The 24,185-nt window shown below is 70.4% G+C and carries 22 protein-coding genes; 10 read left to right on the top strand and 12 right to left on the bottom strand.

Going from position 1 to position 24,185, the window contains the following annotated elements:
• Positions 1-8 precede the first annotated feature (8 nt).
• A complete protein-coding gene (locus OG194_RS20390; RefSeq protein WP_327402248.1) occupies positions 9-1,292 on the bottom strand; it encodes an ion channel protein in 1,284 nt (427 codons plus the stop codon).
• Positions 1,293-1,429: 137 nt separating this feature from the next.
• On the opposite strand from OG194_RS20390, the gene OG194_RS20385 reads away from it, so the two are divergent.
• Positions 1,430-2,215: a MerR family transcriptional regulator gene (locus OG194_RS20385; RefSeq protein WP_327402247.1), complete on the top strand. Its 786-nt coding sequence runs from the start codon at positions 1,430-1,432 to the stop codon at positions 2,213-2,215.
• 20 nt (positions 2,216-2,235) lie between these two features.
• Here OG194_RS20385 and OG194_RS20380 read toward each other — a convergent pair whose 3' ends face one another.
• Positions 2,236-2,601, bottom strand: a complete 366-nt coding sequence (locus tag OG194_RS20380) for a YbjQ family protein (RefSeq protein WP_327402246.1) — start codon at positions 2,599-2,601, stop codon at positions 2,236-2,238.
• A 141-nt stretch (positions 2,602-2,742) separates the two neighbouring features.
• On the opposite strand from OG194_RS20380, the gene OG194_RS20375 reads away from it, so the two are divergent.
• Entirely contained in the window at positions 2,743-3,660 is a 918-nt protein-coding gene (locus OG194_RS20375; protein ID WP_327402245.1) for a DedA family protein, read from the top strand.
• Between the two features lie 95 nt (positions 3,661-3,755).
• On the opposite strand, the gene OG194_RS20370 is transcribed toward OG194_RS20375, so the two are convergent.
• Both OG194_RS20370 and OG194_RS20365 read right to left on the bottom strand, forming a co-directional pair.
• Complete coding sequence (locus tag OG194_RS20370; RefSeq protein ID WP_327402244.1) at positions 3,756-5,411, bottom strand: threonine/serine ThrE exporter family protein; 1,656 nt, start codon at positions 5,409-5,411, stop codon at positions 3,756-3,758.
• Between the two features lie 104 nt (positions 5,412-5,515).
• Positions 5,516-6,007: an inorganic diphosphatase gene (locus tag OG194_RS20365; RefSeq protein WP_026151575.1), complete on the bottom strand. Its 492-nt coding sequence runs from the start codon at positions 6,005-6,007 to the stop codon at positions 5,516-5,518.
• 79 nt (positions 6,008-6,086) lie between these two features.
• Between OG194_RS20365 and dacB the strand changes: the two genes are divergently transcribed.
• From dacB to folE, 6 genes are all read left to right on the top strand, one after another.
• Positions 6,087-7,781, top strand: a complete 1,695-nt coding sequence (gene dacB, locus OG194_RS20360) for a D-alanyl-D-alanine carboxypeptidase/D-alanyl-D-alanine endopeptidase (protein WP_327402243.1) — start codon at positions 6,087-6,089, stop codon at positions 7,779-7,781.
• 114 nt (positions 7,782-7,895) lie between these two features.
• Positions 7,896-9,017, top strand: a complete 1,122-nt coding sequence (locus OG194_RS20355) for a zinc-dependent metalloprotease (protein WP_327402242.1) — start codon at positions 7,896-7,898, stop codon at positions 9,015-9,017.
• A gap of 193 nt (positions 9,018-9,210) precedes the next feature.
• A complete protein-coding gene (gene tilS, locus OG194_RS20350; RefSeq protein WP_327402241.1) occupies positions 9,211-10,251 on the top strand; it encodes a tRNA lysidine(34) synthetase TilS in 1,041 nt (346 codons plus the stop codon).
• A 65-nt stretch (positions 10,252-10,316) separates the two neighbouring features.
• Positions 10,317-10,877 (top strand): hypoxanthine phosphoribosyltransferase, encoded by a 561-nt coding sequence (gene hpt, locus OG194_RS20345; protein ID WP_019064278.1) that lies wholly within the window; start codon positions 10,317-10,319, stop codon positions 10,875-10,877.
• 186 nt (positions 10,878-11,063) lie between these two features.
• Positions 11,064-13,097, top strand: coding sequence for an ATP-dependent zinc metalloprotease FtsH (ftsH, locus tag OG194_RS20340; protein ID WP_327402240.1), 2,034 nt, complete (start codon positions 11,064-11,066; stop codon positions 13,095-13,097).
• Between the two features lie 133 nt (positions 13,098-13,230).
• The gene (folE, locus tag OG194_RS20335; protein WP_317773667.1) at positions 13,231-13,836 is read left to right on the top strand and encodes a GTP cyclohydrolase I FolE; all 606 of its coding nucleotides are present in this window, start codon (positions 13,231-13,233) and stop codon (positions 13,834-13,836) included.
• A gap of 120 nt (positions 13,837-13,956) precedes the next feature.
• On the opposite strand, the gene OG194_RS20330 is transcribed toward folE, so the two are convergent.
• The 6 genes from OG194_RS20330 to OG194_RS20305 form a co-directional block, all read right to left on the bottom strand.
• The gene (locus OG194_RS20330) at positions 13,957-14,445 is read right to left on the bottom strand and encodes a DUF3180 domain-containing protein (RefSeq protein ID WP_033286138.1); all 489 of its coding nucleotides are present in this window, start codon (positions 14,443-14,445) and stop codon (positions 13,957-13,959) included.
• A gap of 59 nt (positions 14,446-14,504) precedes the next feature.
• Positions 14,505-15,116: a 2-amino-4-hydroxy-6-hydroxymethyldihydropteridine diphosphokinase gene (gene folK, locus OG194_RS20325; protein ID WP_327402239.1), complete on the bottom strand. Its 612-nt coding sequence runs from the start codon at positions 15,114-15,116 to the stop codon at positions 14,505-14,507.
• The gene (folB, locus tag OG194_RS20320) at positions 15,113-15,472 is read right to left on the bottom strand and encodes a dihydroneopterin aldolase (RefSeq protein ID WP_019064273.1); all 360 of its coding nucleotides are present in this window, start codon (positions 15,470-15,472) and stop codon (positions 15,113-15,115) included. Before folB ends, folK begins: the two co-directional genes overlap by 4 nt.
• Before the next feature lie 246 nt (positions 15,473-15,718).
• Positions 15,719-16,222 carry a nuclear transport factor 2 family protein gene (locus OG194_RS20315; protein ID WP_327402238.1) on the bottom strand — a complete coding sequence of 168 codons (504 nt, stop codon included), beginning with the start codon at positions 16,220-16,222 and terminating at the stop codon, positions 15,719-15,721.
• Complete coding sequence (folP, locus tag OG194_RS20310; protein WP_327402237.1) at positions 16,219-17,127, bottom strand: dihydropteroate synthase; 909 nt, start codon at positions 17,125-17,127, stop codon at positions 16,219-16,221. The genes OG194_RS20315 and folP overlap by 4 nt, the downstream gene beginning before the upstream one ends.
• A 535-nt stretch (positions 17,128-17,662) precedes the next feature.
• Positions 17,663-19,474 carry a phosphatidylglycerol lysyltransferase domain-containing protein gene (locus OG194_RS20305; RefSeq protein WP_327402236.1) on the bottom strand — a complete coding sequence of 604 codons (1,812 nt, stop codon included), beginning with the start codon at positions 19,472-19,474 and terminating at the stop codon, positions 17,663-17,665.
• 224 nt (positions 19,475-19,698) lie between these two features.
• On the opposite strand from OG194_RS20305, the gene OG194_RS20300 reads away from it, so the two are divergent.
• Complete coding sequence (locus OG194_RS20300; protein WP_327402235.1) at positions 19,699-20,835, top strand: alpha/beta hydrolase; 1,137 nt, start codon at positions 19,699-19,701, stop codon at positions 20,833-20,835.
• A gap of 88 nt (positions 20,836-20,923) precedes the next feature.
• Positions 20,924-22,315 carry a hypothetical protein gene (locus tag OG194_RS20295; protein ID WP_327402234.1) on the top strand — a complete coding sequence of 464 codons (1,392 nt, stop codon included), beginning with the start codon at positions 20,924-20,926 and terminating at the stop codon, positions 22,313-22,315.
• 7 nt (positions 22,316-22,322) lie between these two features.
• Here OG194_RS20295 and OG194_RS20290 read toward each other — a convergent pair whose 3' ends face one another.
• Both OG194_RS20290 and OG194_RS20285 read right to left on the bottom strand, forming a co-directional pair.
• Complete coding sequence (locus OG194_RS20290; RefSeq protein WP_327402233.1) at positions 22,323-23,675, bottom strand: PH domain-containing protein; 1,353 nt, start codon at positions 23,673-23,675, stop codon at positions 22,323-22,325.
• Complete coding sequence (locus OG194_RS20285; RefSeq protein ID WP_327402232.1) at positions 23,672-24,172, bottom strand: PH domain-containing protein; 501 nt, start codon at positions 24,170-24,172, stop codon at positions 23,672-23,674. The genes OG194_RS20290 and OG194_RS20285 overlap by 4 nt, the downstream gene beginning before the upstream one ends.
• Positions 24,173-24,185: the final 13 nt, after the last annotated feature.

Below are 24,185 nucleotides of genomic sequence, written 5' to 3'. Positions count from 1 at the left end.
AACGGGTACTAGCGAACCGGAGTTCCGTCCGCGCGCAACTGCATCTGCGGTCTCCCGGTCACCAGCAGCCAGGCCGGCAACGAGCCGATGCACAGGAGGGCGAGGATCGCCGGGGAGGACACGAGGATCGCCGCCGTGAAGAGGCTTACCCAGCCTTGTCGAGTGATCGCCAGGAGCATGCCCAGGACGCCCGCGGCGACCGCGAGTGCCGGGTCCACGGCCGGTACGACCGCGTGAGCGAAGAGGCCGAACGCGACGCCGATGAAGACGGAAGGGAAGATCCGGCCGCCCCGGAAGCCGCAGGACGCGGCGACCAGCAGTGCCGCCAGTTTCACGACGGTCATCGTCGCGAACTGGCCCGCCGACCAGCCCTCGGGGTCGGCCGCCAGCTCCCCGACCTCGTCCAGCCCCTTGAAGAGCGTCAGATGGCCGCCCACGGCCGCCAGAAGGCCCAGGACCAGTCCGCCGGCCGGCAGCGCCAGCATGGGGTGTCTGAGGCGGGAGAAGGCGCCGTGGGCGTACGGGAAGAGGTAGACGGCCGCCATGCCGAGCGCCGCCGCCAGGGGTGCCAGCACCAGGACCGCCAGCAGATCGCCCCAGCCGGGCCGACCGAACGCGGGCAGGTGCAGGTCGAAGGTCGGATGGGCCACCAGGGTGGTCGTCATGGCACCCGCACCGGCGGCGGCGAGCGGTGCGAACACGTTGTCCCAGAGGGCCCCCTTGGTATTGCGCCCGGCCAGCGCCTCCGAGATGAGCAGCGCCGCCGCGACCGGCGTCCCGAACAGCGCCCCGATCGTCGCCGACTCGGCCAGCGCCCCCCACACCCCGCCCGGCACCCTCGGCGCCAGCCTGCGCCCCGCCCACAGCGCGAGCCCCACGTTCACGGCGATGATCGGGTTCTCGGGACCCAGGCTCGGCCCGCCCGCGAGCATCAGCGCGGTCGCCAGGACGAGGCCCGGCAGCACCATGGGTGGCAGCGGTACGGCCTCCAGGCCTGTGGTCGCCGGATCGGGACCCGCGTGCCCGGGCACCTTCCACACCACCAGCCCGACCACGATGCCGGTGGCCGTCAGCATGACGAGCATCCAGAGGACCGAGTAGCGGCCGATGCCCAGGGCGTCGGGGAGGTTCTTCCAGAGCACGTGCTGGAGCTGTTCGGCCGCCTCGCTGACCCCGATGAAGAGCAGGCTCGCGAGCACGCCCACGAGGAGAGCGGGGACGATCAACGGCAGCAGGGTGCGCGCCGGGGTCGTAGGGGCAACGGGTGCCTGTTGCGCGCTGTCCTGGGCCACGGGCTCACCATAAGCGGGCAAAACGGAGCGAACATCTTGAGGAAGCGAGCACTACGGGGCCGGGAGGCTTGCGGGGCTTGCACCTCACGTGGCGTGAGGCCTCAGCGTGGAGCGCAGATGGAAGAAGGGAGCGGGAAGTGAGCTACTCCGTAGGGCGGGACGACTCCTACTCCGTAGGGCAGGTCGCCGGGTTCGCCGGGGTCACCGTGCGGACGTTGCACCACTACGACGACATCGGCCTGCTGGTCCCGAGCGAGCGCAGCCACGCGGGGCACCGCCGTTACGGCGACGCCGACCTCGACCGGCTCCAACAGATCCTGTTCTACCGGGAACTCGGCTTCCCGCTCGACGAGGTCGCGGCCCTGCTCGACGACCCGGAGACGGACCCGCGCACCCACCTGCGCCGCCAGCACGAGCTGCTGACCGCCCGGATCGAGAAGCTCCAGAAGATGGCCGAGGCCGTGGAACACGCCATGGAGGCACGCACGATGGGCATCAACCTCACCCCCGAGGAACGCTTCGAGGTCTTCGGAGACAAGGACCCCGAGCAGTACGCCGAGGAAGCAGAACAGCGCTGGGGCGGCACCGAGGCCTACGCCGAGTCGCAGCGCCGGGCCGCCCGCTACACCAAGGACGACTGGAAGCGACTCCAGGCCGAGGTCGACGCCTGGAGCGAGCGCTACGCCACCCTGGTGACCGCCGGCGAACCCCCGACCGGCGACGCGGCGACGGCCCTCGCCGAGGAACACCGCCTGCACATCGACCGCTGGTTCTACGCGTGCTCCTACGAGATGCACACCTGTCTGGCCGAGATGTACGTCTCCGACGAGCGCTTCAAGGCGTTCTACGACGCGATGGCCCCGGGCCTGGCCGAGCACCTCAGGGACGCGATCCTGGCGAACGCGTCCCGGCACACCTCCTAGAGCCCGGCCCGGGGGTACCGCTACTCCCGGGCCAGGACCACCGCCGTCCCGTAGGCGCACACCTCGGTGCCGACGTCCGCCGCCTCGGTCACGTCGAAGCGGAACGCCAGGACGCCGTTGGCCCCACGCGCGCGTGCCTGCTCGATCAGCCTCTCCATGGCCTGGTTGCGGGTCTGCACAAGGGTCTTGGTGAGCCCCTTCAATTCACCGCCGACCATCGACTTCAGACCGGCGCCGATCTGGCTGCCCAGATGCCGTGAGCGCACGGTCAGCCCGAAGATCTCGCCGATCACCTGCTCGACCCGGTAGCCGGGGACGTCGTTCGTCGTCACGACCAACACATCGGCCTGCGGCCCCTGGCCGCCGCCGTACTCTTCGATACCCATGGCTCACAGCTTTGTCCTATGGGGTGCACAGTGCATCCTGGAGTCACCGGTGGAACCTGGGACGGACACATCGCGTTGATAGCTTTGTGCGGCTGTACCTGGACGCTGGCACCTCCCTCCACCCCTCAGGAGCCCGGAACCGTGATGACGCTCGCCCTCGGCCCGAGCTGGCTCGATCCGAACACCATGCTCGACCGGTTCGGGATCTGGGGCCTCCTGCTCGTGGTCTTCGCGGAGTCCGGCCTGCTCATCGGGTTCTTCCTGCCGGGTGACTCCCTGCTCTTCACCTGCGGCCTGCTGATCACCGCGGGCACCCTCGACTTCCCGCTGTGGGCGGCCGTCGCGCTGATCTGCGTCGCCGCGATCCTCGGCGACCAGGCGGGTTACGTCTTCGGCAAGAAGGTCGGCCCCTCGCTCTTCAACCGCCCGGACTCACGCCTCTTCAAGCAGGAGAACGTGGTCAAGGCGCACGAGTTCTTCGAGAAGTACGGCCCCAAGTCCCTTGTCCTGGCCCGCTTCGTGCCCATCGTGCGCACCTTCACGCCGATCATCGCCGGCGTCAGCGGCATGAAGTACCGCTCCTTCATCACGTTCAACGTGATCGGCGGCGTCCTGTGGGGCGCGGGCGTCACCCTGCTCGGCTCCTGGCTCGGCAACATCGACTTCGTCCACAAGAACATCGAAGCGATCCTCATCCTGATCGTCCTGATCTCCGTGGTCCCGATCATCATCGAGTTCCTGCGCGCCCGCTCCAAGGCCAAGAAGAACCCCCAGGCCTCCGGTGAGCAGCCCGGCGACCCGGCCGCGACCCAGCCGTTCCCGGTGATCATGGACGACTCGACGACCCAGCTCCGCCGCATCGACGAGCCCCAGAACAACACCGGTTACGACCAGAACAACGGCTACGACCAGTACTACGCCCAGCCCCAACAGCAGCAGCCGTACCAGCCGCAGCAACAGCCGTACGGCAACGAGCAGTACGGCAACCAGCAGTACCCCCCGTACAACAACCAGGGCCAGGGTCAGGGTTACTCCCAGAACGGCTACCCACAGGGCTAGCGACAGCGCGCCCCATAGGGGCGCGGGGAACTGCGCGACCAGCCACAACGAGCCTGCACTCGCCCACAAACAGCCCGCCCCGAGCTACTAGGCGCTCAGAACCCCCGAGTCCGCTTGGCCGCCCGCCGCGCCCCCGCAGACGCCCCCGGAATCCGCAAGAACAACCGCGAGATCTCCGACCCCAGATTGACCCCGATCGCGATGGCCATGGCGAGAGACGCCGCCGTGGCCAACGACACCAGCCCCTTGTCGACCTCGTTCTGCGCGATCGCCAACAGCCCGAAGTAGGTGGCGGACCCCGGCAACAGGGGCCCGATCGCCGCGGTCGTGTAGGGCAACGCCGACGCGAACCGATACCGCGACAGCAACTGCCCGAACAACCCGACCAACCCCGCCGCAACGGCCGTAGAGGCAACCGGCGAGATCTCGGCGACGAAGCGCATCGCCCCGTAGACGGACCAGGCGACACCCCCGTTGAGGGCCACCAGGAGCACGGTGGATCGTTCCTGCTGGAGCAGTACGGCGAAGGTCAGCGACAGCAGGACGGACGCGCCGATCTGCCACAACGGCCGGTCGGAGTTGCCGAGGGCCACGTCCGGATTGAGCTGCGCGCCGAGCTTCACGCCGAAGTACAGGACGATCAGGACGCCGGCCACGATGCCGACGAAGAAGTACATGACCTCCAGGAGCCGGGCCGACGCGGTGATGTAGAAGCCGGTCAGTCCGTCCTGTACGCCCGCCACCAGCGCTCGCCCGGGCAGCAGGGCGAACAACCCACCGGTGATGACCGCGGAGGCCTTCACATCGACGTTGGCGACCGTGAGAGCGACCCCTATCGCGGCGGGCGGCATCGCGGCGACCGTGAACTGGTAGAACTCCGGCAGCCCCCGCCCCGCGCACAGCCACGCCAGCCGGTCGCCGAGCATCGCGCCGAGCGCGGCGGCGAAGAACACGATGATGTCACCGCCGACGAGCACGGAGGCGGCACCGGCGAGCAGCCCGCTGGCGGAGGTCAGCACCCAGCCGGGGTACGGGTGCCGGTTGCGCCGCATCTCCGCGAGCCGCCGGTAGGCGTCCTCCAAGGAGAGTGCGGTCTCCGGATCGCTGAGGTCCTGGACCAGCCGGAACACGGCCGCGAGCCGCGTGTAGTCGGTGCCCCGGCGCCGTACGGTCCGGGACGCGGTCACCGGATCGTCCACCAGGGAGGGCTGATAGGAGATCGACAGCAGGGTGAAGGTGACGGTCGGCTCGCAGCGGTCGAGGCCGTAGGAGCGGCAGACCGCGAACATCGCCGCCTCGACGTCCTCCGCGCCCTCGCCGCCCGCGAGCAGCAACTCGCCGATGCGGAGCGTCAGATCGAGCACGCGCGGTACGGCGGGGCCGCTGTCGTCGGGCTTCTGCACCGGCTCCGGAGCGGGCCGTTCGGCCACCGGCATGCGCAGCATCGTGCGCATCCGGTCCTGCCAGGGCACATCCTTGGTGAGGCTGACGACGGGAATCCCGGTCGGCGGTGTGAAGGCGGGCGGCGCCTTGCGCGAGCTGTACAGGCTGGGCGGACTGAACGCCGAGCCCTCGGAGTCCTCGACAGCCGGGGCGTGCGTCACGTCGAGCCCGCTCGGAACGGCGAACTCGGAGGTCGTGGACGACTCCCCGTCAGCTGCCGCCACGGCCATCGCCTCGACGCCCACCGGAGCCGTGAAGGCACTCCTGGCCTCGTCCGACTGCGGCTTGCGGTCCTCGGCTTCCGTCACTCCGTAGCACTCCCTGTACGACACCTCCAGCGATCTTCAGTATGCGCACAGACATGGAAACAGGCCGCACGCGTGTGCGTGCGGCCCGTCAGTGCGCGGGAGGCTCAGTGGCCGCCCTGCTCCTTGAGTCGCTTGTACGAGCGCTCGATCTCCGCCTCGGCGTCCACGCGGCCCACCCAGTTGGCACCCTCGACCGACTTGCCGGGCTCCAGGTCCTTGTAGACCTCGAAGAAGTGCTGGATCTCCAGGCGGTCGAACTCCGACACGTGGTGGATGTCACGCAGGTGCTCCACACGCGGGTCGGACGCCGGGACACACAGCAGCTTGTCGTCGCCGCCGGCCTCGTCGGTCATCCGGAACATGCCGATCGCGCGGCACTTGATGAGGCAGCCGGGGAAAGTCGGCTCCTCCAGGATGACCAGCGCGTCGAGCGGGTCGCCGTCCTCGCCGAGAGTGTTCTCGACGAAGCCGTAGTCGGCCGGGTAACTGGTCGAGGTGAAGAGTCGACGGTCCAGGCGGATCCGACCGGTCTCGTGGTCCACCTCGTACTTGTTCCGCGAACCCTTCGGGATCTCGATCGTGACGTCGAACTCCACCGGTGGCTCCTCCATGATCAGCACATGTTTCTGGTGGTTAAGTGTCCCTCACGCAGGTGTGTGATCGCGAAAGGGGCTGGTGGTCGTGCCGGAGCTGAGGCCTTGGCAGGCCGCGAGACCGCATGTGACGCGGGTCGCGCGAGCCGTCCGGCCCCGTCTCAAGCGGGCCGTACAATCCGTGAAACCGCAGGTCACACGGCTCACACAAGCCGTGTCACCCCAGGTCACGCGACTCACCGAAGCCGTGAGACCCCAGGTCACGCGGCTCAATCAAGCCGTGTCACCGAAGGTCGCCCGGCTCGTCGGATCCGTGTCACCTCAGGTCGCGAAGTTGCCGCGGCCGAACAGGACCTGGCAGTTCACCGCCGTCGCCGCCACCGCCGGAATGGCGCTGGCCGCGGGTGTGGTGACCGCCGCCGGTCCCTGGGACTCCTCGGGTCAGCGTACGGCCGAGCGGGACCACGCAGCCGCACAGGAACAGTCAGGTGGCGTAGATCACGGCCGTAGTTCCGATACGTCCGCCAAGGCACCCCGACCCGCCCCCAGCGCCGCATCCGTCCTCGTCGGCCTCGGCGGCGCCGCCAACACCGTGAAGTCGGCCCCGACCGGCACGGCCCTCGCGGACGTCCTCACGCCCCTCCTGGGCAACTCGGCGCTCGGCACCCGCCACACGGCCGCCGTCGTCGACGTCTCGACCGGAAAGCGCCTCTACGGAGTCGGTGCCGACGACGCGTTGACCCCGGCCTCCACGACGAAGATCGCCACCGCGACGGCCGCCCTCTCCGCGATGGGCGCCGACCACCGCTTCACCACCCGCGCCGCCCTGGAGCCCGACACCGAGGAACTCGTCCTGGTCGGCGGCGGCGACCCGACGCTGACCGCCCACAAGGACGCCGAGGGCTGGGCCAGCCTGCGCACGCTCGCCGACAGCACGGCGGTCGCCCTGAAGAAGCACGGCACGCACGCGGTGACGCTGTCGTACGACACGACCCTGTACGCCGGTTCCGAACTCCACCCGATCGGGGTCAACGACAACCTCGCCCCGGTCAGCGCCCTGATGGCCGACGAGGGCCGTACGGACGACTCGTCCAGCGGCCAGGTGCTGCGCGTGACGGACCCGGCGGCGGACGCGGCCAAGAAATTCGCGGGCTTCCTAAAGAAGAACGGCATTACGACGACGTCCCCGGGCCCCTCCAAGGCGACCGGCCGCGCCGCCACCCTCGCCACGGTCTCCTCGCCCCCGCTCTCCGACATCGTCGAGCGGATGCTGACCAACAGCGACAACGACATCGCGGAGGCCCTGGCCCGCCAGACCGCCGTCGCGACGGGCAAGCGCGCCGACTTCGACGGGGGCGCCGCCGCGATCGCCGCCCAGCTGAAGAAGCTTCAACTCCCGGTCAAGGGCGCCGTGTTCAACGACGGCAGCGGCCTCAACCGCGACGACCGCCTCACCGCCGACCTCCTGACCGCCCTCCTGGTCAAGGCCGGTTCCCCGGCCCACCCCGAACTCCGCCCGGTCCTCACCGGCCTCCCCATCGCCGCCTTCACCGGCACCCTGACGACCCGCTACACGGACGCGACGGGAGCGGCGGGGGTGGTGCGCGCCAAGACGGGCACCCTGACGGGCGTCAACACGCTCGCGGGAACGGTCGTGGACAAGGACGGCCAACTCCTCGCCTTCGCCTTCCTGGCCTCCGACACGACGAACACCCTGGAGGCCCAGGCAGCCCTGGACCACACGGCAACGGCGTTGGCGGCCTGCGGCTGTAGCTAGACCACGGCCTGCGCTGGGCGGACAGTCGACAGTGCCGGGCAACGTTCCGACCAAGCTCGCCCTTGCCCACCTCGTGCCCTGCCCCAAGCGGCAGCGCTCACGTACGGTTGACGCATGACGAGCATCGGTGGTGCCGAGATGGTCGACTGGAATCTCGCGGTGGCGACCGCGACCCGACTTGTGCGGCCGGGCCCCGAGGTGAGCCGTGACGAGGCCCGGGCCGTCGTCGCGGAGCTGCGCCGGCATGCGAAGGCCTCGGAGCAACACGTCCGGGGATTCACTCGGATGGGCACGGACGACATCCACGACACCCCGATCCTGGTGGTCGACCGCCCCGGCTGGGTGCGGGCGAACGTCGCCGGGTTCCGGGAGGTCCTCAAGCCGCTGCTCGACAAGATGCAGGAGCGGCGCGGCAACACCCCCGGGGGCGCGGTCTTCGGGGCGGTCGGCGGCAAGGTGACCGGCGTCGAGCTGGGCATGCTGCTGTCGTTCCTGTCCTCGCGTGTGCTCGGCCAGTACGAGACGTTCGCCCCGGCGTCCCGCGAGCTGCCGGCGGGAGCGAAGGGCGGGCGGCTGCTGCTGGTCGCGCCGAACATCGTGCACGTGGAGCGCGAACTCGACGTAGAACCCCACGACTTCCGCCTGTGGGTGTGCCTGCACGAGGAGACGCACCGCACGCAGTTCACGGCCGTGCCCTGGCTGCGTGACCACCTGGAGGGCGAGATCCAGTCGTTCTTGGGGGAGACCGAGGTCGACCCCATGACGGTCCTGGAGCGCATCCGGGAGGCCGCCCAGTCGTTGGCGGGCGGTCGTCCCGAGGGTGAGGAGGACGACGAGGGCCGCTCCCTCGTGGAGATCGTGCAGACGCCCGCGCAGCGGGAGATCCTCGGCCGGCTCACCGCCGTGATGTCCCTCCTGGAGGGGCACGCCGACTTCGTGATGGACGGCGTCGGTCCGGACGTGGTGCCGAGCGTCGCGGAGATCCGCGAGAAGTTCCAGCAGCGCCGCGCGAAGGGCGCCTCCCGCCTGGACTCGGCGCTGCGCAAGCTGCTCGGCCTCGACGCCAAGCTGCGGCAGTACCGGGACGGCGAGCGGTTCGTACGCGCGGTCGTCGAACAGGTGGGCATGGACGGCTTCAACCGGGTGTGGACCTCGCCGAACACGTTGCCCACGAAGACGGAGATCGCCAAACCGGCGGACTGGGTCGCGCGGGTGCACCGCAAGGCCGAGTCGTGAACCGGTCGCGGATGTGGTGAAACGGATTCGGCCGACGGCAGGCGAACGCCCCTGCAATCACCCGTCCGAGGGACCGTGAGCGATGGGTAGGCGTGCGATGCTCGGGGAACGCCCAGGTTCTGTCACCATCTACACACTCTGAGTGACCGAACCTCGGGCCAACCCCCCGAAAACTTCATGAAGGGAACCGGACATGGGTCCCCATCCTGCGGTCGCGGCGATACGCCTGGCGGTCCGCCGCGTCCTCCACGACATCCTCACCGACCACGAGGCCCTGCAGACCGCCGGCGCCTCCCGGCACACCTCGCACGAGCGCCCGCCCTCGCCGCTCGTGCTCGTCGCATGCTCCGGCGGCGCCGATTCCATGGCCCTCGCCTCCGCCCTCGCCTTCGAAGCCCCCAAGCTGGGCATCAGGGCCGGCGGCATCACCGTCGACCACGGCCTCCAGGCCGGCTCCGACCTGCGCGCCGACGAGGTCGTCCTGCGCCTGCGCGAACTGGGCCTGGACCCCGTGGAAGCCACTTCCGTGACCGTGGGCCGCGAGGGCGGCCCCGAGGCAGCCGCCCGGGACGCCCGCTACGCAGCCCTCGACGACTGCGCCGCACGACACGGCGCCGCCGCCGTCCTGCTCGGCCACACGCGCGACGACCAGGCGGAAACCGTCCTGCTGGGCCTCGCCCGCGGCTCCGGCATCCGCTCCCTGTCGGGGATGGCCGCGGTCTCGGGGGCCGACGGCCGTTACCGCCGCCCCTTCCTCCAACTCGACCGGCAGACCGCCCGCAAGGCCTGCATGGCCCAGTCGCTGCCCGTCTGGGACGACCCGCACAACGCCGACCCCGCGTACACGCGTTCCCGTCTGCGCCACGAAGGCCTGCCGGCCCTGGAGAAGGCGCTCGGCAAAGGGGTCGTAGAAGCGCTCGCCCGTACGGCACAGCTCTCCCGGGACGACGCCGACGCCCTCGACACCTGGGCCAGCCAGGCCGAGGCCTCCGTACGGGACGCCACCGGCCTCCTGGAGTGCGCCAAGCTCTACGCCCTGCCGCCCGCCGTACGGCGCCGCATCCTGCGCCGGGCCGCCATCCAGGCCGGTGCCCCGGCCGGTTCGCTGTTCGCCCGTCACATCGAGGAAGTCGACCGCCTGATCACCGGCTGGCGCGGCCAGGGAGCCATCAATCTCCCGGGCAAGGTCGTCGCCCGTCGCCAGGGTGGCAGACTGGTGATTCGGCAAGGCTGAATCGACACCCCCTCCGGGCCTCCGGGGGAGGGGCCAGGTAGTAGCCGGTTGGACGACCGAAAGTGATGCGGGTGGACGCGAAAGACATGGGTGACGACCTCCAGTCGGTGCTCATCACCAAGGAAGAGATCGACGCGAAGCTCGTGGAGCTCGCCGCGAAGATCGACGCGGAGTACGCGGGCAAGGATCTGCTGATCGTCGGCGTCCTCAAGGGCGCGGTGATGGTCATGGCGGACCTCGCCCGGGCGCTGTCCACCCCCGTCACCATGGACTGGATGGCCGTGTCGTCGTACGGCGCGGGCACCCAGTCCTCCGGTGTCGTGCGGATCCTCAAGGACCTCGACACCGACATCAAGGGCAAGCACGTCCTCATCGTCGAGGACATCATCGACTCGGGTCTGACCCTGTCCTGGCTGATCTCCAACCTCGGCTCGCGCGAGCCCGACTCGTTGAAGATCTGCACCCTGCTCCGCAAGCCGGAGGCAGCCAAGGTCGCCATCGACGTGGAGTGGGTCGGCTTCGACATCCCGAACGAGTTCGTCGTCGGCTACGGCCTCGACTACGCCGAGAAGTACCGCAACCTGCCGTTCGTCGGTACGCTCGCGCCGCACGTCTACGGCGGCTAGAGCCACTCGGCCCAAGCCCCGTAAGACGATCGGGAACCCCAGCGGGCCTCGCGCCGTTGGAGCATGCAGACGCGTCTCCCAGCCGTCCCGTGAGACTTCGGGCAACATGGCTGGGGTACGGTCAGAAGAACTGTCTTTATCAAACTCACTATGGCAGGAGGGACGGAGCGTTCTCGCTCCGTATGGATGGACGTGAAGCGATACTTCCGTGGGCCGGTCATGTGGATCGTGCTGGCCGTCCTTGCCGTGGTCGTGTTGATGCAGGTCGTCGGCTCGTCCGGCGGCTACAAGACGGTGGACACCGGCCAGATCGTCCAGGCGATCAATGACAACAAGGTCGAGTCGGCCAAGATCACCACCGGTGACGAGCAGACCGTCAAGGCCACGCTCAAGGACGGCGTAAAGGTCGAGGGCAGCTCCAAGATCCAGGCGAGCTACATCGGCGACCAAGGCGTGGACCTCGCGGCCACGCTGCAGACCAAATACCAGGACAAGCAGATTCCGGACGGCTACACGGTGTCGCCGACGAAGCAGAACGCTTTCGTCGGGATCCTGTTGTCGCTGCTCCCCTTCGTCCTCATCGTGGTCGTCTTCCTGTTCCTGATGAACCAGATGCAGGGCGGCGGCTCCCGAGTCATGAACTTCGGGAAGTCCAAGGCCAAGCTCATCACCAAGGACACCCCGAAGACGACGTTCGCGGACGTCGCGGGCTCCGACGAGGCCGTCGAGGAACTGCACGAGATCAAGGAGTTCCTCCAGGAGCCGGCGAAGTTCCAGGCCGTCGGCGCCAAGATCCCCAAGGGCGTACTCCTGTACGGCCCTCCCGGCACCGGCAAGACCCTGCTGGCGCGCGCCGTCGCGGGCGAGGCCGGGGTGCCCTTCTACTCGATCTCCGGTTCCGACTTCGTCGAGATGTTCGTCGGTGTCGGTGCCTCCCGAGTCCGTGACCTGTTCGAGCAGGCCAAGGCGAACGCTCCGGCGATCGTCTTCGTCGACGAGATCGACGCGGTCGGCCGCCATCGCGGCGCCGGCCTCGGCGGCGGTCACGACGAGCGCGAGCAGACGCTGAACCAGCTGCTCGTCGAGATGGACGGCTTCGACGTCAAGGGCGGCGTGATCCTCATCGCCGCGACGAACCGGCCCGACATCCTCGACCCGGCCCTCCTGCGCCCCGGCCGCTTCGACCGCCAGATCGCGGTCGACCGCCCGGACATGCAGGGCCGTCTGGAGATCCTCAAGGTCCACCAGAAGGGCAAGCCGGTCGCACCGGACGTCGATCTGTCTGCCGTCGCGCGCCGTACGCCGGGCTTCACCGGCGCGGACCTGAGCAACGTCCTGAACGAGGCCGCCCTGCTCACCGCCCGAGGCAACCGCAAGCTGATCGACAACTCCATGCTGGACGAGGCGATCGACCGTGTGGTCGCGGGCCCGCAGAAGCGGACCCGGATCATGTCGGAGAAGGAGAAGAAGATCACCGCGTACCACGAGGGCGGACACGCCCTGGTCGCGGCGGCTTCCCCGAACTCCGACCCGGTGCACAAGATCACGATCCTCTCCCGAGGCCGTGCTCTGGGCTACACGATGGTCCTGCCGGAAGAGGACAAGTACTCGACCACGCGCAACGAGATGCTCGACCAGCTGGCCTACATGCTGGGCGGCCGCGCGGCCGAGGAACTGGTCTTCCACGACCCGACCACGGGCGCCGCGAACGACATCGAGAAGGCCACCGCGACGGCCCGCGCGATGGTCACGCAGTACGGCATGACCGAGCGCCTCGGCGCGATCAAGTTCGGCGGCGACAACACCGAGCCCTTCCTGGGCCGGGAGATGTCGCACCCGCGCGACTACTCGGAAGAGGTCGCCGCGCTCGTCGACGAAGAGGTCAAGAAGCTCATCGAGAACGCGCACAACGAGGCCTGGGAGATCCTGGTCGAGAACCGTGACGTGCTCGACGCGCTCGTGCTTCAGCTGCTGGAGAAGGAGACGCTGAACAAGGAGCAGATCGCCGAGGTCTTCACTCCGATCATCCGGCGTCCGGCCCGTCCCTCCTGGACCGGCTCCTCCCGCCGTACGCCGTCCACCCGCCCGCCGGTGCTCTCCCCCAAGGAGCTGTCACTGACGAACGGGACGAACGGCGCGGGTCCCGCGATCACCGCCGGTGCGACCACCGAGTCCTCTCCCACGCTGGAGAAGGCCCCGGAGGAGCGCCCCGACAACTGACGCGAGTCTCACACGGCTCGAAATGGAAGCCGCGCCCCCCTGGATTTAGCCTGGGGGGCGCGGCTTTTCCATATGCCCGCAACTGAGGCGTGTGTCCGCACACGCGCGACCCGCACAGGAACGAGGCACCGACATGACCGACCCCGTGACGCTTGACGGCGAGGGAACGATCGGCGTCTTCGACGAGAAGCGCGCCGAGAACGCCGTACGCGAACTGCTGATCGCGGTCGGCGAGGACCCGGACCGTGAGGGGCTCAGGGAGACGCCGGCGCGGGTGGCGCGGGCGTACAAGGAGATATTCGCGGGGTTGTGGCAGAAGCCGGAGGATGTGCTGACGACGACGTTCGACCTGGGGCACGACGAGATGGTCCTGGTGAAGGACATCGAGGTGCTGAGCAACTGCGAGCACCATCTGGTGCCGTTCGTCGGAGTCGCCCATGTCGGGTACATCCCGTCCGCCGACGGGAAGATCACCGGGTTGTCGAAGCTGGCTCGGCTGGTGGACGTCTACGCTCGGCGGCCGCAGGTGCAGGAGCGGCTCACTACGCAGGTCGCGGACTCTCTGATGGAGATCCTGGAGCCGCGGGGGGTCATCGTCGTCGTCGAGTGTGAGCACATGTGCATGTCGATGCGGGGGGTGCGGAAGCCTGGTGCCAAGACCATCACGTCTGCGGTGCGGGGGCAGTTGCGGGATCCGGCTACGCGCAATGAGGCGATGAGCCTGATCATGGCTCGCTGACGGTTCGCCTCGCTGGAAGGACCGTGGCGGGTTGTCGGTCGGGTGCGGGTTCGTCGTGGCTGGTCGCGCCCGCGCGGCGGAGCCGCTGATCGACACTGCCCCGCGCCCCTTTCGGGGCGCTCAGGTGACCGGCGTTGCCCCCGCCGCGTTGTTGTCGTCGTCCTCCGGGAGCTTGCAGACGCGCTCCAGGAAGATCGCCGCCGCTATTACGGCGATGCCCGCTACGACCGAGAAGCCGGCGTAGATGGCCTGGTCGCGGCGGGCGGGGATGTCCAGGGACTCCAGGAGGTAGGCGCCCGTGCCGCCGTACATGCCGGCGACGAGGGCGGCGACCAGGGCGCTGGACTGGCCGAAGACGACCGCGCGGGCGGCCATCAGGGGGTCTACGCCTTTGGCGCCGGGGCGGCGCTCGCGCTGGGCCTTGAGGCGGGCGCGCAGGGAGAGCGCCGTGGCCAGCAGGACCACCGCGATCACGGCGAGGACGATGGGCGCGGCCAGCGGGACGCTCGGCAGGGTCCCCACCGCGCTCCACAGCCGGGCCCCCGCCCAGGACAGCACCCCGGCGATCACGAACACGCCGGCCAGCACCCTGATCCGCAGCTCTCTCACGGTGTCCCTTCAGCTCCCCGTGCCCTGTCCGGGCGTAGTGGTCGTCTCGACCTTAACGACTACTCGGGCAGCCGGAGTTCCAGATCCTTGCGGGGCGCTACGCCGTCACGCGTGACGCTGTCGAGGAGAGTGGCGACCGGGCCGCGGCCGGGCAACTGCGCCTCGGGCTCCACGTCGTGCCACGGCGCGAGCACGAAGGCCCGCTCGTGGGCGCGCGGGTGGGGGAGCGTCAGCACCGGGTCGTCCGAGACGACGTCGGCGTACGCGACGATGTCGACGTCGATCGTGCGCGCGCCCCAGCGCTCCTCGCGGACCCGGTGGAAGGCCTCCTCGACCGCGTGCGCCCGCTCCAGCAGGGAGGACGGGGGCAGGGTGGTCTTGAGGACGACGACCGCGTTGAAGTACGAGGGCTGGCTGCCGGGCTCGACGCCCCACGGCTCCGTCTCGTAGACCGGCGATACGGCCTTGATGCGGACGCCGGGGGTGTCCTCCAGGGCGTCGATGGCGCCCTGGAGGGTCTCCAGGCGGTTGCCCAGGTTCGCGCCGATGGAGATCACGGCGCGCCTCGGGTTGCTGAGGGTGGTGTCGGCGGCGTCCACCTGCTGCACCACGGAGGCGGGCACCGGCTGGACGGTCGGGTCGCTGTGACCCTCGGTGAACGAGAAGGTCATACTCGGCTCCGGGTGATGGTGACGGTCACATCGTCGAAGGGGACGGTGATCGGGGCGTCCGGCTTGTGGACGCGGACCTCGACCTCCTCGACCCCTTCGTGCTTCAGGCAGGTCTGCGCGATGCGCTCGGCGAGGGTCTCGATGAGGTTGACGGGCTCGCCCTGGACGACGGCCACGACCTCCTCGGCCACGATGCCGTAGTGCACGGTCTTCGTCAGGTCGTCGTCGGCGGCGGCCGGCCGGGTGTCCAGGCCCAGGACGAGGTCCACGATGAAGGTCTGGCCCTCCTCGCGCTCCTTGGGGAACACGCCGTGGTGCCCGCGGGCCTTCAGGCCGCTCAGCGCGACACGATCCACGCGAATCACTCCTGCAATCGTCGGTGGTGGCTGGTTCGTACCGTGTGCGGGCGGTACCCCGGCCTCGAACGAATCTACCTGCGGGCACTGACAATGCCGGGCCACGAGGGCGCGGGCACTGTCCGGGGCCAGAGGGTTCATCGAGCGTTTCCCCTGGGGAACCCGGTGGCTCATGGGTCGGTAGCCGCCCCTACCCCGGGGTTCGTGATTCCAACCACTTCTTGGTCCTGATGGGCGCCTACCCACTCAGGTGGGGGTGTCCTCGCTGTCGTCCTCGTCGTTTTCGGCCAGAACGGGGGACGCGTGGTGCGACCAGAGCTTCCAGCCCTCGGGGGTGCGCCGGAACACGTTCGTGGCGACCACGAGCTGGCCGACCAAGGGGCCCAGTTCGTCGCTGTCGTCGGGGGAGGGGCCGCCGCTGAGGATGTTCTCCGTGCAGGTGACCAGCGCGGTGTCGCCGGTCACGGAGACGTGCACGTCGGTGAGGAAGAACTGGATGTACTCGGTGTTCGCCATGATCAGCGCGTACGACCGCAGGACCTCGCCGCGGCCGGTCAGCACCGGCCAGCCCGGGTGCACGCAGGAGATCACGCCGCTGTCCGCCGGGTCGTGGTACTCCTCGTCGACGCCGAGGTCGGCCGGGGTCAGCCAGAGCGCGGACAACTCGTCGAAGTCACCGCGCTCCAGCGTCTCGTAGAACGCGGTGTTGGCGAGTTCCACCTGCTCGACGTCGATGTGCGGGGCGGTCACAGGGCGGCCTCGGAGTTGGTGTGCGCGGTCGGTCGGGCGCCGGGGGCGCGCGCTCCCTCCACGGCGCGTGCGACGCGTACGGCGTCGGCCGTGGCGCGGACCTCGTGGACGCGCACCGCCCAGGCGCCGGCGTGCGCCGCGAGCGCGGAGACGGCGGCCGTGGCGGCGTCGCGCTCGCGCGCGGGCGGGGGCGCTCCCTCGGGGCCCGCGAGGACGCGGCCGAGGAACCGTTTGCGGGAGGCGGCGACCAGGAGGGGGTGGCCGAGGGCGAGCAGGCGGTCGAGGTGGGCGAGGAGGACGAGGTCGTGCTCGGCGTCCTTGGAGAAGCCGAGGCCCGGGTCGACGACGACGCGGTCGGGGGCGACGCCGCCGGCGAGAACGGCCTCCACGCGTGCGTGCAGTTCGTCGACTACTTCGGTGACGACGTCGTCGTAAACGCCCCTGACGTTGCCGCCCTCCAGGAAGCCGCGCCAGTGCATGACCACGAAGGGGGCGCCCGAGGCGGCGACGACCGGGATCATCGCGGGGTCCGCGAGGCCGCCGCTGACGTCGTTGACGAGGGCGGCGCCGGCGGCGAGGGCCCGCTCGGCGACGGAGGCGCGCATGGTGTCGACGGAGACGGTGACGCCCTCGGAGGCGAGGCCGCGCACTACGGGGATGACGCGCTTGAGTTCCTCGGCCTCGTCGACCCGGGAGGCGCCGGGGCGGGTGGACTCACCGCCGACGTCCACCAGGTCGGCGCCCTCGGTGACCAGGTCCAGGCCGCGCTTCACGGCCGCCGTGGTGTCGAAGAAGCGACCGCCGTCGGAGAAGGAGTCGGGGGTGACGTTCACGACTCCCATGACCGCGCACCGGTCCCACTCCGGAAGACCCGTGACACGCGCGCGTCCGCTCTGCTTGCTCATACGTTCAGCGTAGGCCCAGGAGGAGGGGGTACGGCCCCGTGGGCCGGGTGGAAGCGGGCTGGTCCGCAGGGGGAGGGGGGCGGGAGCCTGTGGGTGGGGTCCTCGGCCGTGGGCCTTCTTTGCGGTGGTGGTGCGCGGGTGCGGCGTGCCGGTTCGCGGCCCTGGAGCGTGTGTCGGCGGGCGTCGGCCTGTGCTGTGGTCGCCCGCGACCTTCGGCGGAGTGAACAGGGCTCCTGCGGTCGGCCTGCTCCGCAGGGGGAGGGGCGCAAGAGCCGGTGAGTGGGGGGCTCGGCCGTGGATCGTCCGGCAGCGGCCTGGCTTGGCGGTACTGGCCTGCTGCCTTGGATTGTCTGGGGGTGGCCGTCGGCCCGTGCCGTCGTCGCCCGCGGCCCTCGGCGGATCGGAGCGTGCCCGTCGCCGTAGCGCGCCGCGGTCCGTGCGGAGGTCTCCGGGGCGGCCGGGCGGAAACCTTCGGCGCGGCCCGAGCGGTGCCCCCAGCCGGAGCTGAGGGGGCCGCTCGGGCCGCGCCTGTGGGTCAGGCTGCCCGTACATCCCGTTCCGCCAGCCCGTGGGTGCAGGCCGGGGCCGCGGCCGTGCGGCGGCGGAGGAAGCGCGGGAGGGGGAGGGCCAGGTTGACGAAGCCTTCCGCCTGCATCGCGGCGAAGCCGATGCGGGGGAGGTCGCCGGAGGCGCGGTAGACCACGAAGCGGGGTTCCCAGCGGGGCTGGAACTTCGCGTTGAACTTGTACAGGGACTCGATCTGGAACCAGCGCGACAGGAAGACCAGCAGTCCGCGCCAGGCGCGCAGCACCGGGCCCGCGCCGATCTTCTCGCCCCGCGCGAGCGCCGCGCGGAACATCGCGAAGTTGAGCGACACGCGCGTGATGCCGAGCTTCGGTGCCGCCTGGAGGGAGGCCACGATCAGCAGTTCGTTCATCCCCGGGTCGGCCGCGCGGTCACGGCGCATCAGGTCCAGCGACATGCCGTCCGTGCCCCAGGGCACGAAGTGCAGGATCGCCTTCAAGTCGCCGTACTCGCCCGGCTGTTCGTCCGTCTTGTGGGCGGTGGCGATGAAGCAGTCACCGTCCTCGGGGTCGCCGATGCGGCCGAGCGCCATGGAGAAGCCGCGCTCGGTGTCGGTGCCCCGCCAAGCCTCCGCGGCGAGCCGGATGCGCTCCAACTCGCCCTCGCCGAGGTCACGTACACGCCGTACCCGGGTTTCGTAGCCGGCCCGCTCGATGCGCTTCACCATTTGGCGTACGTTGCGCATCGCGCGCCCGGCGAGCGAGAAATCCGCCACGTCGACCACCGCCTCGTCGCCCAGTTCGAGGGCGTCGAGACCGGTCTCGCGGGTCCACACCTCGCCGCCCGTCTCCGAGCAGCCCATCACTGCGGGCGTCCAGGAGTGGGCCTTCGCCTCGTCCATGAAGCGCTCGATGGCGCCCGGCCAGGCCTCCACGTCGCCGATGGGGTCACCACTGGCGAGCATCACTCCGGAGACCACGCGGTACGTCACCGCCGCCTTGCCGCTGGGCGAGAAGACGACGGCCTTGTCGCGGCGGAGCGCGAAGTGACCGAGCGAGTCGCGTCGGCCGTGCTTCTCCAGGAGGGCGCGCAGATGCGTCTCGTCCTCCGGGGTGAGCTGCGCGGCCGGGTGCTCGGGCCGGAACGCGAGGTAGATCGTGGTGACCGCGGTGAGCAGACCCAGGGCGCCCAGTGAGAAGGCGACCGTCCAGGAGGTGCTGCCCTCGTAGTCGACCGGGCCCTCGAAGCCGAACAGGCCGTACAGGACGTGCGTAATCCGATCGGCCAGGCTCGGGTCGCCGACCATGCGCTTGGAGTGGACGCTGACGATGACCAGTCCGAGGACGAGGGAACCGGCGCCCATGAGCACGAAGTTGGCGAGCGCGCGCCACCTGCTGCGCGGGTCGGGCAGCGCCCGGAACTCGTCCCGGTGCAGCAGCAGCGGCGCGAGCAGCGCCGCCGAGATGACGACTCCTATGAGGGAGTGCCGGTACGCGAACTGCGCCACGGCGCCCGCCGGAAGCAGCGCGACGGCGGCCCGCCAGGCCCGGCGCTTGCGCCGCCTGAGCCCGTGCGCGAGGAGCAGCAGCAGCACGCCGGCACTGAGCGAGAGCGCCGCCGCGAAGGGACCGAGCGCACCCGGCAGCACCTCCGCCATGGTGTGCATACGGCTGTGCCGGAAGCGCGGGAACACCCCCGCGGCGATGTCCAGCAGGCCGACGAGGGCGCAGGCCCTGGCGACGAGCGTGGGAACGACCTCGGGGCGCGGACCTCGGACTATGCGCCGGACCCGACCTGTTCGGCTCGGAACCCCACCCGACATTTCCCCATCTATCCTGACAGACATCGCATCCCGTAGTTCTGCGAGAGACCTTGGATCCGGGCCCGATTCGGGCATCCGGCGACATTGCGCCCTCTAGGACGGTGTCTAGAGGAAGGAGGTTCCTTCCTTACCGAAAAGCCGGTTCAAAGGCAGAGGAAAGCCCGGGGCAAGCGTTCGCGAAAGTTGCGTGCGCCATGGGCGGAAAGCGCAGGCGGGGACAGCTGATGGGACTCACGAGCAGGAAAGTGCTGGTACTGGCGGTCGTTTGCGCCGTGCTGCTGTTCATCGGCACAGTATGGCTGTGGCCCCGCCTGGCCAGACGCAACTGGCGGGCCGTCAGCGGGCGCGTGGGCCTGCTGCTGGCAACGCAGTTGGTGCTCTTCGCCTCGGTCGGCCTCGGCGCCAACCAGGCCTTCGGTTTCTACGCCAGCTGGTCCGACCTGTTCGGCAAGGAGACCGGCCAGGGAGTGGTCGTCGACAACTCGGCGCTCCAGGGCGCGGGCGGACCGGTCCAAGTGGTCGAGACCCGGCGGGTGGACGCACCGGGCGGCTCCTCACGGCCGCAGAGCGTGGGCCAGGTGCAGCGGGTCGACATAGCCGGCCGTACGACCCACATCACCACCCCCGCGTACGTGTACCTGCCGCCGGAGTACTTCCAGCCGCAGTACCGCACGCGTTCGTTCCCGGCGACAGTCGTCCTCACGGGGTACCCGGGCACCGCCCAGGCGCTCGTCGACAAGCTGAACTACCCGCGCACGGCCCTGCAGTTGGCCAAGGCCGGTCGGATGCAGCCGATGATCCTCGTGATGATGCGGCCCACGGTGGCGCCGCCGCGCGACACGGAGTGCGTGGACGTCCCGGGCGGGCCGCAGACCGAGTCGTTCTTCGCCAAGGACCTGCCCGATGCCGTGTCGGCCCACTACAGGGTGGGCAAAAAGCCCGGGAGCTGGGGAATCATCGGCGATTCCACGGGCGGTTACTGCGCCCTGAAACTCGCCATGCACCACCCCGGGGTGTACGCCGCGGGGGCCGGCCTGTCGCCGTACTACAAGGCGCCGAGCGACCCCACCACGGGCGACCTCTTCCAGGGGGACAGCACGCTGCGGAACGAGGCGAACCTGTCGTGGTACCTCAAGCACCGGCCCGCGCCCGACACCTCACTGCTCGTCACCAGCAGCAGGATCGGGGAACACAACTACAAAGACACCCTGAAATTCATCGAACAGGTGAAAGCCACGAACTCCACCCGTATCGCGTCGATCATCCTGGACAGCGGCGGCCACAACTTCAACACCTGGCGACGGGAGATCCCGCCGGCCCTCCAGTGGATCAGCGGACGGCTCACCGACTGGTGGAAGTGACCACCGAACCCGTGTGAGGGAAGAGGGGTGGCTGTGTTTTTACCGGGCGGGGCACCATGATTCGCCTACGCGCGGTAAGTTTCTGGCCATGCCACGTGGACGTCACCGCCATTCCCCGCCGTTGCACCGGCTGTTGCCCCCCTCGGCGATCGCAGGCGTGTCGCTCGTCTGTGCCTTCGGGCCCTGGGTCTTCTCGCAGCCGGCGGCGCTCCGCATAGTCGCGGCGATCGCCGCCGCGACCGCGCTCGTCGGGGCGGCGTTCATGCGCCGCTGGGACACACAGGCGGGCAAGCAGGTGGCCGACCTGATACGCGCGCGTACGAGCGACGAGTGGCGCTACGAGGAGCGGCTCGCCGAGCTGGAGTCCGACCTCGACGAGTCGCGCGAACTCCGCGTCAAGCTGGAGCACAAGCTGCGCGCCAAGCGCACCGAGCTGGCGGGCCTGCGCAACGAACACGCGGCCCTGCTGCGCCGGTACGCCACGGCCGAGACCGAGCGCGCGAGCGCCCTGGAGGGCCGCCGCCTGCTGGAGATAGAGGCCGCGGAACCCGCGCGCGCGTTGCCACCGGTTCCGGCGGACGGTGACGACGACGCCTCGGCGGACGTGGACGCCAACGCGGACCTGGAACTCCAGGACGACGACGTCGAGACGGACGACACCGAGGCTGTGGCTGCTTCGGCCGACTCCGAGGACGAGACGGACGTCGAGGGCGGGACCGACACCGACGCCGAGGGCGGAACCGAGGACGACGAGTCGGAGGCGGCCGAGGTCGCCGCGGCCTCCGAGGCCGTCGCGGAGAAGCCCGCGGAGCCCACGGTGTTCTCCCCGGAGGGGTCCAAGCTGTTCCTGCGCGCCAAGGCGGCCCTGGTCCGGCTCGACGACGACCACGAGACGCCGGCGCCCGCGCCGAAGGACTCCGCGCCGAGCGACCCCGCACCGAAGAACTCCGCACCGAAGGACCTCGCACCGAAGGACGACGACTCCGCGCGGGCCGAGCCAGCCCCGGTGCCGGCCGACAGCGGCGGTACCGAGTCGGAGGCCGCGCAGGAGGACGAGGCGGAGGGGAAGCCCGAGGCGGTCGACGGGCATGAGCACGCGGCCGCCGTTCCCCCGGCCGCGACATCCGCGCAGCCCGCCCAACTCGCCCCGTCCGCCCAGCCGTCCGGGCACTTCACCGTGCCGACCGCGGTGGCGGTCGTGCCGGCGTCCCCCGTACGGCGCCCGATCGAGGGGGGCTTCGACTTCTTCGGCATGCAGAAGGGCGCGACGTCCGCCGCGATGGACGCCGTGCAGAACGAGGACCTCGCCGACGTCGTGGGCGAGGAGGCCCTCGCCGTGCACAAGGCCGAGGCGGAGGCGCAGTTCAAGCCGGCCGACGAGCGGTCGCGCGATGTCGGCGTCGGCCAGGTCATCGACCTGACGGCCCACGACGAGACCGAGCAGATCAACCTCCACGGGCTGCGCAGCGCGGCCTCCTGACCGACCCTCAGGCCATCCAGCGGTCCGGGCGCGCGTCCCTGCGGCCCGTCCGTGACCGTTCGGCCTGACCGCGGAGCAGCTCCGCGGCCTCCTCCGCGCCCCGCAGACGCGCCGTGACGGTATTGTTGGCCCCCGTGTCCACGTGCACCTCGGCAAGCCCCCAGAGGCGCTGCCAGGGCCCCTGGCCCAGCCGTACGCTCTGCACCTTCGCGTGCGGCACCAGCGCCAGGCTCCGGCGGAGCAGGCCGTGCCGGGACGCGAACACCGTGTCGGTGACCGCGATGCCGTAGCCGCGCCACCACAACGGCATGCACCGGCCTGCCTGTCGCGGCGGGCGGGACAGCGCCTCGCGGGGCGGCACGGTCACGCCGGGCAGTACGCGCGCGACGACCGCCTCGGCGATCTCGCGCGGGGCGACCGGCACCAGCACGGAGTTGGACGAACCGGCCACGTCCAGCTCGACCCGCACCCAGCCGCGCCGCCGCCACAGCAGCGGCTCGACGATCCGTACGGTCTGCACGCGCCCCGGCGGCACCGTCTCGTGCGTGCGGTCCAGCAGCCCGTGGTCGATGCGCAGCCCGTCCGGGGACTCGCCCACCGTCCAGTCGTACTCGCCGACGAACCGCCCCACACTGCTCGCGCCCGCCGCGCCCAGCAGCGGCAGCGCGGTCGCGAGGACCGTCCACACGCTGTGGGTGGCGAACCACAGGAGCGGCGGTACGACGAGTGCGGCGGCCAGCGAACCCCAGGTGGCGCCGGTCAGCACCAAGGAGACCGCGAGGACCCCGGCCGGCACGTGCAGCAGCTGCCGCGCGGGCGCCTCGCCGACCTCGTGCGCCGTCTCGGGCGCGAACCCGGCCGCCCGCGCGAGGAGTTCGGCCCGCAGCGCCCGCGCCTCGCCCTCGCCCAGGAAGGCGAGTTCGTCCTTCTTGTCGGTCCCCACGACGTCCAGCTTCAGCTTGGCGACGCCCGCCACGCGCGCGAGGAGAGGCTGCGTCACGTCGATCGCCTGGATGCGCTCCAGCCGGATGTGCGCGGTGCGCCGGAACAACAGGCCGGTACGGATGCGCAGTTCGGTGTCCGTCACCGCGAAGTGCGTGAACCACCAGGTCAGGAAGCCGTACAGGGCGGCGGCCGGGACGAACACCGCGAGCCCGATGAGCAGCGTGACCGTGGTCAGCCGGGTCAGCTGTTCCTGCGCCTGGTTGGGGTCGTGCACCGCCCACCCGATGATGACGGCGACCGGTGCCCACGCCCGGCGCAACGGCGTCACCGGATGCAACCGCCGCTCCACGAGCGGCACTTGCTCCCGGACGGCCTCGGTGCCGGGTACGTCCTTGTCGGCGCCCGGCGTCGTCACAGCCCCGCCGATCGGGCCTCGCCCAGCTCGGTGAGCCGGTCGCGCAGCCGCTCGGCCTCGGCCGGCACCAGCCCCGGGATGGTCGCGTCGGTCGCCGCGGCCGCCGTGTGCAACTGCACGCTGGCCAGCCCGAAGTGCCGCTCCACGGGCCCCGAGGTCACCTCCACGAGCTGCATCCGCCCGTACGGCACGATCGTCTCGTGGTGCCACAGCACACCCCGGCTGATCAGCAGGTCGTCGGCGCGCTCGGCGTACTTCCAGGAGCGCCAGTTGCGGCCCAGGAGTACCCAGCCCCACGCCATCAGGGCGAGCGGCAGCAGCGCGAACGCAGCCCAGCCGGAGCCGACGAACAGCCCCAGCGGCACACCCAGGGCCGCGGCCAGCAGCCCCAGCCACACCACCAGCAACAGCCGTCGCATCTTCAGCAGCCCCGGCGGCAGCCCGGTCCACACCGGCTCGCGCGCCGCGCCGTCCTGGGCGGCAGTCCCCGTTTCCATGCCGCAAGCGTAC

This window comes from Streptomyces sp. NBC_01288 (assembly GCF_035982055.1).
GTDB lineage: Bacteria > Actinomycetota > Actinomycetes > Streptomycetales > Streptomycetaceae > Streptomyces.
The sequence above is the reverse complement of the archived record's forward strand: the minus strand, read 5'-3'. Positions and strand labels throughout refer to the sequence as shown.